Source organism: Pseudomonadota bacterium, from assembly GCA_016711215.1.
Lineage (GTDB): Bacteria > Myxococcota_A > Polyangia.
This window is the reverse complement of sequence record JADJTL010000001.1, coordinates 610,102-623,605: the sequence shown is the minus strand read 5'-3', so window position 1 is coordinate 623,605 and position 13,504 is coordinate 610,102. Positions and strand designations below refer to the sequence as shown.

Below are 13,504 nucleotides of genomic sequence, written 5' to 3'. Positions count from 1 at the left end.
AACGACCCATCGACGACGGCCATATCGCCAGGGCCACGGCGCCGGCTGCGGGCGCTCCCGCAACCAGACGAGTCCCAATGCCCCGAAGAAAGCTGATCGCGGCTTCCGTTGTCGGGCCCCAGATCGGACGCCAGTCGAAAGGCAGCCATCCGTCGGCAGCGACGGCGGCGGTTGCCGTCAGTGCGTAGCCCTCAAGGGCGCCCCCGGCCGCCACCATGGACGCAGCCTGATGCTGAGTCGGAACAGCGCAGGTCCCAGGTCTGCGGGCCACCCACTCAACCCGGGAACCAACCGCAGACCCGCATCCTGCGATGGCCTGCTGAAAGAGAATCGGCAGCCGGTGGGGCGTAACACCGGGCAGCGTCACAGGCGGGGGACCACCGACCAGCCATGGCGGGCGACTCACGAGAAGATACTCACCAATGATCGTGGCCGGTAAGAGCGGCAGCATGGTCACCTCCCAGGTGGCGCACCACCCGCACCAATACGACTAGCAGGATCAACCAGATCTACCAGTGGTGGCTCCAATCCACCCACCGGAGTCCCGACCTCTCGCGGGGGCCCCTCCTGCGCCTTCCTCGGCGCGTGCCCTGGCAGTCCGTTGATCTATTGCGGACCGAGCGAGGTATGGAGCCGCGGGCCGAGGGCAAGGAGCGGAAACGTGGCCATCGCGCTGCTATGGGTAGTTTTCGCGACGCCGACCTCGGGTCGCAGTGCCGCGCCCCCGCGGGCTCCGCGCCTTCCCGCAGCACGCATGGTAGCGAAGTTCGGTGCCACATCAATCTGGGGGAGGACTCGACAGGAGGTGGGCCCCCGCCCCCAGCCCCCGGAGCGTCCAGGCCTGCCCCGACGCCCTGAGGGGTTGGTCGCGGCGTGCAGCGGCCCGGCGGCTGGTGGCTTTTCGGCTGGTGGCTTTATTCGGTTTCCTCACCATCTCAGGCATGCTCTTGCGATGCGTTGACCACGCCACGTGGAGGCCACGTGGAGGCCACGTGGAGGCCACGTGGAGGCCACGTGGAGGCCACGTGGAGGCCACGCGGAGAAGGAGCAGGTCTTGGATCGCAGAGATTTCCTCAAGGGATGCACTTCTGGGATTGTCGTTGCCGCCCTGACCGGATGCCGCGAGGCTCACGTCGCCAATTCCGATGGATCGATCGCCGCGGACGGCGGCGGCCGGGGATCGCGCGACGCCGCGAGCGACGCGAGCTCCGACGCAACCACCGCCGCGGACGGCGGGGGGGTCCCACGTATCGTGATCGACCCGGACGGTCCGCAGCAGTTTCTCAGCTGGGACGGCGGCTCGGGACCCAACAACGTCCAATGGAGCCAACACCTGAAGCTGGCCTGGAAGCACGCAAACACCGGCGACTGGCGCGACGCCGATGGAGTAGCTCAGGGCAGCAAGGCCTTCGCGGTCGCCGAGGTCAAGGCGGTGGGCGAGGTGAGCCTCGACCTCAGCGCCCTGGTTGCCGCCTGGGTTCAGTCGGGCGAGAACCGCGGCGCACACCTCGTCTCCGACCAGGCCTTCGCCTTCCACTTCGCCGGCCGCACCGCCGCCAACAGCTCAGAGCGACCCATCCTGGAGGTCGAGACCGCCGCGGGCACCGTGGTAGCCCCGTGCCTCTGCAACGCCATCTACTCGGGCAGCGCCTACCGGGGCTTCGATACCCGCGCGGCGTTTTCCTGCGACAGCGGCCTGACGCGAGCCATCCTCCAGTTCGACCTCAAGGGTATCGCGGGCCCCGTCACTGCCGCGACGCTCAAGCTCGTGTGCACCGAGCTGAAGTACCCCGGGAAGCTGAAGGTCTTCGAGGTGGACCCGCCGACCTTCAGGGTGGCGGGCGGGAAGGTGCAGTCGCCGCGGCTCGGCCTCGCGGACGCCTACCCCTTGGATAAGGGTCTGGACGCGCACCCCAGCGTGCTCTTCGCCGCCGACTTCTCCTCCGTGGGGGCTCCGATCTGGTCTGGCACCTGCGAGCAACAAGAGCTGATCGCCGATCCGCAGACGCAGTCGACCTATATCCGCGGCGCCATTCCCCAGGGCGCAACGGGCGGGTGCCACATGTGGCATAACGTGGTGCGAGGCGATCCTGCCAGCAGCGGATCGGTGCTGGGCGTCGAGACCGAACTCTATGCGCGCTACTATGTCTATCTCGATAAGGACTGGGGCTCTACGGTCGATGCCAACAAGATGCCGGGCTTCGATCTGCGCCTCGGTTGGTGGAACCCGGCCCAGGGGGGCTACTGGCAATCCACGACCGGTAACGGTGGCGCTCGCGGCACTGGGCTGAAGGTCTACAACGCCGCACAGAGCCGCTGGGAATACCAGGGACACTCACTGCGCGGCCACGGCGGCGAAGCGCCCGCGGACGCCAATCCCTACGCCGAGCTCTTCTGGCTCGGCGGTTATATCTACCACCTCGATCAGGAGGGAGCCTTCGGCTCCGGCCTGACCTGGTCCGGGACGGTGATTGGCAAAGAGCGCTGGGCTTGCATCGAGCAATACGTCAAGGTCAACAGCATCAGCGGTCCCTATGACGCCAACGGCAACGGCAGCGCCAACAAGGACGGCATTTACCGCGCTTGGGTCGACGGCGTCTTGGCAGTGGAGCATACGGATCTGCGCTGGTCGCGGCATCCAGAGCTGGGCATCCAGGGCTTCTGGCTCAACTGGTACCACGGGGGTACCTCGCCGACCCAGAAGACGATGCACTTTCAGATGAACTCCGTGGTCATCGCCAAGGAGTACATCGGTCCCCGCAAGGCCTAACAGCCCTCGACCCGCACGGTGCCGAGGACGCCCGTCGTCGAGGCTCTGAGCTGCGCCTCAACCCTCCCCGCGCAGCAGCTGCTGCTTGGCCTCGAGCTCGGCCCAGCGACTGTAGAGCGCATCGAGCTCGCCCTGGAGCGCGGCCACCGCTCTGAGCCGCTCCTCGAGCGCCTTGGCGTCGCTGGCGACAGCCGGGGCCTGCGCAGCCGCCTCTGCGCGTGCCAGCCGCGCTTCGTGCTCGAGCACGCGCGCCTCCATCCCGTCCCACTCGCGCTGCTCGAGGTAACCGAGCTTCTTGGCTCTGGTCGCTGCGGGAGCGGCCGTCGCGCCGGGGCTCTGCTCCACCAGCGCTGCCCTCACGACCTCGGGTGGCGCTGCGCCGCGCTCGTCCCATTGGTCGTAGCTGGCGAGGCGCGTATGGCCGCCGCGACCGTCGAGCGCCAGCACCTCGGTCGAGACACAGTCGATCAGATGGCGGTCGTGCGTGACGAGGACCAGCGCCCCCGAGAAGGTCTGCAGCGCCTCCTCGAGCACGTCGAGCGTCGGGATATCGAGATCGTTGGTCGGCTCGTCCAGGACCAGTAGATCGGCGGGCTGGAGCATCAGCCTGGCGAGCACGATCCGCGCGCGCTCGCCGCCCGAGAGCCGCGCCACGGGCGTCTCGAGCTGTTCGCTGCGAAAGAGAAAGCGGCTGGCCCAGGACGCCACGTGCACCTCTTGATCGCGATAGATCACCGCGTCACCGTCGGGCGCCAGGGCACGCCGCAGGGTGGCGCCGGGCTCGAGCGACGCGCGCTGCTGGTCGAAGTACACCACGCGCAGGCCCTCGGCTCGGCGGATGGTTCCGGCGTCCGGGGCCAACTCGCCGACGATCAGCCGCAGCAGCGTGGTCTTTCCCGAGCCATTGGGCCCCACCACCCCCAAGCGCATCCCCGGGGTGAGCAGCAGCTCGAGCTCCGCCGCGATCACGGTCGCGCCGAAGCGCTTGCAGAGGCCTTCAGCGCTCCAGAGGCGCTTCGTTCGCCTGTTCGAGCCCGTGAGCGCGATGCCCGCGACCGCCTGCCCGCTGCGCCGACGGACCGCCTCGAGCTCGAGGATGCTCTCCTGCGCCGAGTCGATGCGGGCCTTGGCCTTGCGCGTCCGCGCCTTGGCGCCGCGGCGGAGCCAGGCGACCTCCTGTCGCACCCGGTTGGCGAGCGCTTCGCCGTAGCTCGCCTGGGCCGAGAGCACGGCCTGCCGCCGTTCGAGCAGGTCGGCGTAGGAACCCTGCACGACCAGCAGGCCGTCGGCGTAGACGCGATCGAGATCGATCATGCGCCGGCCGACGCGCTCGAGGAAGACGCGGTCGTGGCTCACGACCACGAAGGCCGTGCGCTCTTCGTTGAGGAACGCCTCGAGCCAGAGCCGCGACGCGACGTCGAGGTGGTTGGTGGGCTCGTCGAGGAGCAGCAGCTCGGGCTCGGCCGCCACCGCGCAAGCGATGGCGAGCCGCGTGCGCCACCCGCCCGAGAGCGTGTCGACGGGCGTCGCTCCGCTGCTGAAGCCCAGGCGCGCCAGCGTCGCGGCGATGCTGCGCTCGCTCGCCGCGGGATCGCGTCTTGCCGCCGCTGGAAGGGCGCCGCGCAAGGCCTCTTGGACCTCGAGGCCCGCGGCGAAGACCGGGTGCTGCGGAACGTAGCCCACGAGCAGCTGTTTGCGCGCGCTGCGGGCACCCTCGTCGGGCGTCTCGACCCCAGCGAGGATGCGCAGCAGCGTCGACTTGCCCGCGCCATTGGGGCCCACCAGACCGACGTGCTCACCCTCGTGTAGCGCGAAGGAGAGCCCCGCGAAGAGCGGCCGATCACCGAAGGACTTGGTGAGGCCCTGGCAGGTGAGGAGCACGGCGGGCGGCATCGCGCTCGTGTCTACAGCACGTGCTCACGGGGGGCAAACTCGACAGTCGGCAATGCAGGCGTCGTGCGGGCCCAGCCCTGAGCACGAGGCACGTAGAGACCCACGTAGAGAGCCGCCTAGAGAGCCGCCTAGAGAGTTACGTCATGTCGGCGTTGGCCGGCGTTGCTTCGAGGACCCGGCCGCGTCCAAGGCGAAGGAGTCGAGGCCGCCGCCGGCGACCTGCCGGCGCCGCGTTCAGGGATCGAGCTCCGTGTGGCCATCGGCGTGCACGAGGGCGGTGTGGCCGGCCAGCGCTACGCGGTAGCTGGGGTGGAAGCGCGACTGCCCGTGGCGTGCAGCCCAGAAGCGACTGACGCTCGCGTGCGCCAAGCGCAGGCGCCAGCGCCAAAGCAGGCCGCGGAAGCCCCGCGGTGCCAGGTCCTGCAGCGCAGCGCGGGCGCGAAGCACGGCTTCGTTCGCGGTGACGCCAGGATAGACGAGCGCCTCATCGGCCCAGGTGGCCTGCAACAGCGTGCGGCTGACCGGGTCGGCCTGCAGCACCAGCTCCGCTCGGCTCGGCTCTCCGGCGCGGTCGCGCCCGCCCAGCGCGAGCAGCACGTAGGTGCTGCCCTGGTCCTCATCCGCGACCTCGAAGCCGCGCACCTGCGCCGCGCGATCGAAGCGCTGCATGAAGGCCGGATCCGCGCTCAGCGCGCTCGGCAGCGCCTCGCGCAGCAGCGCCAACACGAAGCGCTCAGGCCGCGCCTCGGGGCGCTCGCCACCCCAGCGCCCCGCCAACGACCGGTGGAACAATCCCTGGAAGCGCCGCGCACGAGAGACCACCCGCGCGGCCCACCTTGCCGGCGCCTCGGGCTCGGCGTCGACGACGCCACCCTCGGCCAGCAGGCTCAGCTCCTCACGCGCCTCGGCGTGAGCGATCCGCAGGCGATCGCGCCGCCACTGCCGCGCGAAGCGTGTACTGGCCGACACGGTGCCACTCTGCGGCGGCTCGTTGACGCTGTAGTGGAGGCCACTGACCGGTCGGTACTCGTCGCGGAAGAACGCCGCGGTCTGGAAGACGTTGTAGCCGAGCCCGGTCACGCGCGGGTCGTTGAGCCAAACACCGCGCAGCTCCACCGGCGGAATGCGGAAGGGATCGCTCGCATCGAAGGGCTTGGCGTCGACCACGAAGCCGCGCACCACCTTCCACGCGAGGCCCCCACCGGTCGGCACCAGCGCAGGCACGTGCTGGCCGCCCGGCGGCAGGTAGTCCATCCAATGCACGACGCGCCGGATCGCCTCGAGCTGGTCGACATCGCCCGAGGCCTCGAAATGGTAGCCCCCCAGCGCCCGCGTCTCGGCGTTGAGGGCCTCGGCTAGCTCGAGCGCGCTCAGCTCCTCGCCGGCGACGCCGCGGTGGTAGGTGGCGTAGAGCTGCTCCTGCGAGCCCGTGTAGCTCGGATCGAGAAAGCGCAGGTTCATCCGCGCGGCGGCGGCCCCGCTCAGGTGCGCCGCGGCGGCCGTCTCGCGCGGGAAACGATCCCTGCCACTGTCGACCCCAAGGTGCAGCGTGTAGCCGGCAGAGAGGCGATCGAAGCCGCGCTTGAGGAAGGCGTTGGTCTGCGTCGCCGCGAAGACCTCGTCCCGCAGCGCGCGGTCGATCAGTGCCCAGCCCTCCGTCTGGAGCACGAGGTTCCAAGACCCCTTGAGGTGGTTGACGGTGACCTGGCCGGTGGTCTTGTCGACGCGCAGGCTCTCGAGGTTGTTCAGCGGCGAAACCACGATGCGCCCGCCCCAGAACGCCTGCGGGCGCTCGACCAGCGTGCTCCACATCTGCTTCGCGGCCGCCGGGCGCAGGTCAGCGATCATCCCCGAGTAGTGCAGCGCGACCACCTCGCCATTGCCGTCGACGGGCCCGGAGAACGCCCCGCCGATGCCGTAGGCCTCATAGAGGCCCGCCGGCTCGGGGGTCTCGGCGGCCGAGAGGCCGAAGAGCTGCGCCCCGCAGAGGAAGGCGTTGCTGTGCTCCGGCTGGCAGTACCAGCCGATCTGTCGCTGGGCCATCGTATTGCGGTAGGCGTCCCAGTCATTGCCCCAGCGATCGACGCCGACGAAGGCCATCGGGTACTGCGCATTGTCGATGAAGCCCGAGCCGTTATCGCTCGGCGTGGGCAGCATCGCGGCGAGCTGGCCGCTGACCGAGGCATAGACCCAATTCACACCGAGGGTCTCCATGCCGAAGCCGCGCCAGGTGTAGGGGATGCGCACGCCGCGATCGTCATAGCCGTGCGAGACGGCGCCGTCGATCAGCAGCACGCTCCAGTCGATGCTCGCCAGCATCGACTCGAGGGCGGGGAGCTGGCCCTGCGGATCGCCGATCAGCTGCAGCGCCGTGATCAGGTCGAGGGCGGCGTAGGCCGTGTCGCCGGTCGACCACTCGGTGCCGTTGAAGCCGAAGCGCGGCGGCACGGGGTTGGCCCCGCCGTTCTCGGTGAAATGCGGCCAGATGGTGTTCGCGCCGGCCGGCCCGCGCGGCACCACGCGGATCAGCGTGTCGGCGATCTTGGTGATGATCGCCAGCGCCTGGTCGCGCGCGAGGTAACCCTTGCGATAGGCGTAGTAGACGATCTTCGCCGCCTTGGCGGTCGCCGGCACGCTCTCCATGCTGTCGCCGCCGCCATACTGGGCGGGCAGGCGTCCGTCGCGGCTCTTATCCTTCACCATCCCGGTGCTGGCGTTGTAGTTGGTCATCAGCCAGCTGTAGCTCCAGAGGAAGGCCTGCTCCTCTGGAGGCAGCGCGGGGACACGCAGCTGGAGCTGCACGCCGTCGACGCTGACGGAGTCGCCCACCTGGGCGCCATCGACGACCCAGAGCAGCTGCTCGACCTGACCGACCGCTGCCGGGTCGATCGTCACGCTGAGCGCCCGCGGATAGGTCTGGCCGGCGAGGGGAAACGACCAGCTGGCGCGCACGGCGCCGGCGGCGTTCTTGGCCTCGAGGCGCAGCGTCAGCCGCGTATTGCCCGTGATCGAGGCGACGTCCTTGACGACGACCTTCAGCCCGACCACCTGCCCCTGGTAGGCAGGCGCCACGTGCGGGCCGAAGATCGCGCGGAAGTCGAGCGGAACGTCGTCGTCGTTTTGCCGTATCAGGCTGTACCACATGCCGCCCCAGGTCCACTGCGCGCCCGCGGCCTTGCCGACCACGTCCGCGCGGTAGGCCGAGGCGCCGTCCCGGCTGTAGCGGAGATCGCCGGCGTTGAGCACGCCGCGATCGCCGCCCATCGCATTGAAGTACCAGCCCTCGGGCAGCGGCGCCGGCAAGGGCGTGTCGTGCTCATCGACCAGCGCCGCGTACTCGACGAAGGCGCTCGGCTGCGCCCTTGCTAGACCCAGGCCCCCGCCGGTGGCCAAGCTCAGCGCCACCACCACCATCGCTCGCCCCACGACCCGAAGCCTGCTTCGCCGCATCCCCGCCCCCCCTTCTCTTGGTCGCCGTGCAGCTTGACGCTGAGCGCGTCATGCCGCGCTGAAGCAGGGCAAACGCCCTCACCACGGGCGCACGCGCAGCGCCACGCAGCGATGGGACGCGCCGCAGCGAACGGCGCTGCCCCCTGCACAACGCAGAACGACGCAAAGGGCCGCGGTGGACGAAGGCGAAACGCAGGCACAGCCGAGCGCCCCACCTCCCCACCGCGAGCGGCACCTAGTCGCGGAGCACCGTCTATGCCACGCTCTCAGCTTGGCTAGAGCTTCGGCGACGAGGAGGCGCGCGCGGCCGGACGTGGCTGCCGTCGCGAGGCTCGAATACAGGAGTGAGCGATGCCCAGCTCGAAGCGCCAGTGCGCAACGCCAAGGTCTTCCCGCTTCGCACGCCTCGGGGGCGGCACGGCATGGGCCGTCGTGGTCCTGGCGCTCATCGGCAGCGGGTGCTCGAAGCAGAGGGCCGCCGATGCGCAGGTCAGCGATGGCGCGCTGCTGCACTTTCGCGACGGCAGTAGCGCCGCCCCGCGCGACGCCGCGGCGAAGGCCCGCCGCGACTCGAACCTCTCGGGCGATGCCACGGCCCCTCGCGACGCCACGCACGCCGACGCCGCACCCCCGGAGCCGGTGGATAGCCTGGGACGCCCCACGAACCTGCGAGACGCGGTGCCGATCGTGCTGAGCGCGGACGCCCGAGGCATCTCGCTGCTCGGCTTCGCCCAGACCGCGCAGGACGACGACCTCAAGAGCGCGGTCTTCACCGCCGCAGGCGAGACCAACCTGCTCTCGAGCGTGTTGGTCGCCGTGGATCCGGCCAAGCGCTACCGCCTCTCCGGTCGCTTCCGCTCAAGCGGCAGCGAGCCCTCGAAGCTCTACCTCGGCGTCGCCCCCTACAGCGCGGAGCCGCGCTTCATTCGCGTTGAGCAAGCGGAGCGCGTCGGCGCAGCGGCCACGCTGACAGGCATCACCGCGACTGAGCTCAGCACCGCCGCGACCCTCACGGGCTGGAGCAAGGGCGGGCCCGCGTACGCGCGACAGCTCGGGTTCTATTTCGACGGGGAGATCGATCACCTCCCGGACGCGATCTGGGGCAACCAGCCCGCTGGACTCACCGAGCCCTACTCCACGGATCCCGCCCTTGGCGCCTTCAGCACGGCCGAGAACCAGACCGTCGCCCTCAACGCCGCGCTGCCCGCGACGATCAGCGGGCGCGTCGTCAACGGCACCACGCGCGTGATGAATCACTCCGGCGGCGGCACCTACCTCTACGCGGCCGCGGCGCTCGTGACGGTCCCGAACACCTGGACTCTCTATCAGGGCGAGCTGACGGGCGCGGCCTTCAACGGCGGTCCGAACGTCTTCCGCCCCACGACCGCCTATGTGCGCCTCGCGATCCTGCTCAACTACCGGCAGGGCGACGCCGCGCGCCTGAGCTTTACGGACCTCTCGCTGGTCGAGGTCGATTAGCGCGCAGCCGGCGCTCCCTCAGAGACGCCGTAGCGCGCGATGATCGCCGCCAGCAGGGTCTCTTCTTGCTCGAGCACGCTCGCCTGCCAGGCACGATCCTGCGGATTGAAGAGCTGCCGAAACCAGCGGGCGACGTCCTTCTGGGCGTCCCCGTTAGCGTAGCCAAACTGCGACCCTTGGTTCTCGAGCACCATATAGGCGACCGTCCGCAGCTTCGCGGCGATGGTCGCGCCCAAGGTCCCATGCTCCGCGCCGATGAAGACTGATTTCGCCTGCTGAGCCTCGCTGAGCTGCGCCCGCAGAAGGCTCGTCAGCGTGCCCTGAGCAGCGTAGACATCCCCTCCTCGGGCAGCAACAGGCGCCAAGACGAGGCCTGGCGGCGCCTGCTCGCCCCCGAGGAGCCCCGCCGCCCCCGCCGTCGAGACCGGATCCTCGGTGATCAGCTGGAGCGTTTGCTGCGGACCGTAGCCGGTATGGACGTCGAGGTGGATCACGCCATCATACGCCCGTGTACGCGCAGCGAAGAGCTCAGCCAGGGGCCCGACCTGAGGCTCGGGTGCGATGCCTCCGTGGAACACCCCTCCCGGCGACGCGCGCTGCCCCCCCGCGATCGCCTGGGCCAGGGCAGGCAGGTCCCGACTGCGGGCCAGCTCGAGCAGCAGTCCCCCGACGATCTTCGCGGCCTCGAGGCTCGGATGGTGGACGCGCCCGCTCGGCTCGAGGACGTGCCTCAAGGCCTCATAGCCAGGGTTACTCGCGCGAAAGAGCTCCGCACCGGGCGCGGCGCAGTTGCGATTGAGGTCGACATTGCGCTCGGTGACACGCCGGCCCGTCGCATAACCGAAGGGGTTGAGGGCGTGGAGGTCGAGCGAGTCGATGCCGGCGGCTAGCAGTCGCTCAAGCCAAAGCGCCGTCTTTTGCGCCTGAACCGCGCTCCCGGCAGGACCCTCGACGCCATGCACCCCCGAGGAAATGACCAGCAGCGTCGAGCTACCGCTGCCGCGCCCCGCGCGCCGAAAGTGCGTCCAATCGACAGTCAGCGGCTCGCCTCCGCCGCGCACCCGCGCTACCGGCAGCTGGCCAACCTCCGTGCGCGGCTCGCCACCGGGGACCTCGCCGCCTGGCCGCCGCGCGTCGGCGCGGAAGGCGCCGCGAGCGCCGCTGTAGGGGAGGCTGAACCGCTCCATTACTGCGCTTGTGGACCCCCGAAGCGAGGGCGTCGGCACCTGGCCCCTGTAGCCGACCGCCCGCGCCGGCAGCCCCAAGATCGACGCCAAGAGCCCCATCCCGAGCATGCCCCGGCAGCAAGACCAACGCTTCATCCGCCCTCCCCCCTCGGCACTCGCCGACCCGCACCCACGCAAACCCCGCCACGGAAGCTTCATCACGCCGAGCCCTATCACGCCGAGCCCCTCTTCCCAGGGCCACCACGTCAACCTGCCAGCCCCGAGAACGCCGGTCAACGATCCAGCGCCGGCAGCCGGCAGCCGACCGCGCCCTGGAGCCCACCGCGGGGCATAACGCTACGGCACGAGGTCGCGGCGGCTCGCAGGCGGATCCGCTGAGGCGGCAAGGGTGACCATTCCGCGCCAGCGCTGGAGCTGGCGGGCGCTGATCCCGCGCACCGCGGCCACCTCTATGAGGCGCCGCCAGCCGCCCCGAGAAAGGCGCGCAGCGGCGAGCCGCCGCGCCAGCGTCCGACCGACGCCGGGCAACAACTCGAGCACCTCCTTGGAGGCCGCGTTGAGCGCAATCGGCAGGCCGAGGGCGAGGCGCTGGCGCGCGCTTAGCACCAACGTGGCCCGCGCGGCCACAGCCTCGGCACCGCCGGCACGCAAGACCACGGCGAGCTCCGGCGGCGGAGCCAGCGTCCTGGCGGGGCGCGGAAGCAGGGTCGGCGCCGCCACGGCCGCCACCACCAGCCCCAGGACGAGGACCTGCAGCGTCGACCCCTGCTGCGCCATCGCACCTCCAGCTCCGCACGGGTCACCGGCACGGGTCGCCGGCACGGGTCCCCGGCACCGGCGGCCCGGCGACTGCGGACCAGCACCTGCGGCCCACGGCGCTCATTCGGAGCTGGGCGCGCTTATCGGCGGTTCGGAGTGTTCGGTTGCCGACATCGGCGGGCCGATCAGGGGGCTGTTAGGGCCGCCCCACGCTCGCCTCGGTAGCCGCGCCAAGCCACTGGAGATAGGGCGCGTGGCCGCCGACGATTGGCAGCGCGATCACCTCGGGCAGGTCGTAGGGGTGCGTCTCGACGAGCTGCTCGCAGAGCATCGCCACCAGCGCCGCCCGCGTCTTGATCACGAGCAGCACCTCTGGCTCCTCGCAGATACGGCCCTCCCAACGATAGACGGAGCAGACACCCGAGACGAGGTTGACACAGGCAGCCAATTCGCGCTCAATCACCCACCGAGCCAGGCGCTGAGCCTCAGCGGCCGGTGCCGTTACCAGGACGACTGCGTACTCGTGCGCTCGCATCGATCACCTCGCAAACGCTGCATGACCCGTGGCATGACCCGTGGCATCAGCCGCTGGCACGGCCGTGGCGCGGCCCTGCAGCGTAGCACAGCGTTCTCCGCCGAAGCGGCCCCAGCCGGGCGATCGTGCGGCAAGCAAGCGGTAGTGAGAGAGCCATGCTGATCGTTCAGAAGTACGGCGGGACCTCGATGGGGAGCGTCGAGCGCATCCGTCACGTCGCCGAGCGCGTGCTTCGGGCGCGCGCGGCCGGCAATCAAGTCGTGGTCACCGTTTCGGCGATGGCAGGGGAGACGGACCGCTTGATCAAGCTGGCCCGGGCGATCAGCGATGGCGAGCAACCGCGCGAGCTCGACGTGCTGCTGGCCACCGGCGAGCAGGCCACTGCCGCCCTGCTGGCGATGGCGATCAACGCGGCTGGCGGTCAGGCGCTCTCCTTCCTCGGCCACCAGATCCGCATTCACACCGACTCGGCGTTCTCTCGCGCGCGCATCCGGCAAATCGATGCTTCAGCGCTGACGCGAGCGTTAGAACGCGATCAGATCCCGGTGATCGCCGGCTTTCAGGGCACCGACGCCGAGGGCAACATCACGACGCTCGGCCGCGGCGGCTCCGACACCACCGGCGTCGCGGTGGCAGCCGCGATCAACGCCGACCTCTGCGAGATCTGCACCGACGTCAGCGGCGTCTATACCGCGGACCCGCGCATCTGCCCCAACGCCCGCCTGATCCCGCGCGTGGCCTACCAGGAGATGCTCGAGCTGGCCTCGCTCGGCGCCAAGGTGCTGCAGATCCGGTCGGTGGAAGTAGCGAGCGCCTATCGCGTCCCCATCCGCGTCTGCAGCACCTTTAGCGAGGAAGCAGGAACCATGGTCGTCAGCGAAGACTCCGCGATGGAGAAGGTCGTCGTCACCGGCGTCAGTCTCGACAGTAATCAGGCCCGCATCACCGTCTCCGGGCTGCCGGCGCGGCCGGGGATTCAGGCCGAGTTGTTCCGGCCCTTGGGTGAGGCAGGCGTCGTGGTCGACATGATCGTCCAGATCCCGCCGGTCGAGGGGCGCGCGAGCGTGTCGTTCACCGTGCCGCTGACCGACCTGCGCGCCGCGCGTGAGCGCGTCGATGCCGCGGCTCTGCGCCTCAACGCCGGAGCCGTGCTCAGCGACGATGACGTCGCCAAGGTGTCGATCGTGGGGGTCGGCATGCGCAGCCACTCCGGCGTCGCCCAGCGCATGTTCGAGCTGCTGGCCCAGGAAGCGATCGAGATCATGATGATCAGCACGAGCGAGATCAAAGTCTCCTGCCTCGTCGCTCGACGTTTCGGCGAGCTGGCCGTGCGCGTGCTCCACGACGGCTTCCGGCTGGCCGATGCGCCCCCGGCCGACGATCCGCCGCGCTGAGGCTTCCCAGGCCTGAGGGCGCGGCGCCCCGCGAACG

The 13,504-nt window shown here is 70.1% G+C and carries 8 protein-coding genes; 3 read left to right on the top strand and 5 right to left on the bottom strand.

Going from position 1 to position 13,504, the window contains the following annotated elements:
* The first annotated feature begins 1,054 nt into the window (after window positions 1-1,054).
* Window positions 1,055-2,770: a twin-arginine translocation signal domain-containing protein gene (locus IPL40_02430; protein MBK8480021.1), complete on the top strand. Its 1,716-nt coding sequence runs from the start codon at window positions 1,055-1,057 to the stop codon at window positions 2,768-2,770.
* Window positions 2,771-2,827: 57 nt separating this feature from the next.
* Here IPL40_02430 and IPL40_02425 read toward each other — a convergent pair whose 3' ends face one another.
* Window positions 2,828-4,663 (bottom strand): ABC-F family ATP-binding cassette domain-containing protein, encoded by a 1,836-nt coding sequence (locus tag IPL40_02425; protein MBK8480020.1) that lies wholly within the window; start codon window positions 4,661-4,663, stop codon window positions 2,828-2,830.
* A gap of 234 nt (window positions 4,664-4,897) precedes the next feature.
* Window positions 4,898-8,089: a hypothetical protein gene (locus IPL40_02420; protein MBK8480019.1), complete on the bottom strand. Its 3,192-nt coding sequence runs from the start codon at window positions 8,087-8,089 to the stop codon at window positions 4,898-4,900.
* 375 nt (window positions 8,090-8,464) lie between these two features.
* Here IPL40_02420 and IPL40_02415 point away from each other — a divergent pair, with 375 nt between their 5' ends.
* Window positions 8,465-9,592: a hypothetical protein gene (locus IPL40_02415; protein ID MBK8480018.1), complete on the top strand. Its 1,128-nt coding sequence runs from the start codon at window positions 8,465-8,467 to the stop codon at window positions 9,590-9,592.
* Here IPL40_02415 and IPL40_02410 read toward each other — a convergent pair.
* The 3 genes from IPL40_02410 to IPL40_02400 form a co-directional block, all read right to left on the bottom strand.
* A complete protein-coding gene (locus tag IPL40_02410) occupies window positions 9,589-10,779 on the bottom strand; it encodes a DUF2817 domain-containing protein (GenBank protein ID MBK8480017.1) in 1,191 nt (396 codons plus the stop codon). The two genes, IPL40_02415 and IPL40_02410, sit on opposite strands and share 4 nt — an antisense overlap.
* Window positions 10,780-11,115: 336 nt before the next feature.
* Window positions 11,116-11,556 carry a helix-hairpin-helix domain-containing protein gene (locus tag IPL40_02405; GenBank protein MBK8480016.1) on the bottom strand — a complete coding sequence of 147 codons (441 nt, stop codon included), beginning with the start codon at window positions 11,554-11,556 and terminating at the stop codon, window positions 11,116-11,118.
* Window positions 11,557-11,734: 178 nt separating this feature from the next.
* Window positions 11,735-12,073, bottom strand: a complete 339-nt coding sequence (locus tag IPL40_02400; GenBank protein ID MBK8480015.1) for a divalent-cation tolerance protein CutA — start codon at window positions 12,071-12,073, stop codon at window positions 11,735-11,737.
* A gap of 155 nt (window positions 12,074-12,228) precedes the next feature.
* On the opposite strand from IPL40_02400, the gene IPL40_02395 reads away from it, so the two are divergent.
* A complete protein-coding gene (locus IPL40_02395; protein MBK8480014.1) occupies window positions 12,229-13,467 on the top strand; it encodes an aspartate kinase in 1,239 nt (412 codons plus the stop codon).
* The last annotated feature ends 37 nt before the right edge of the window (window positions 13,468-13,504 follow it).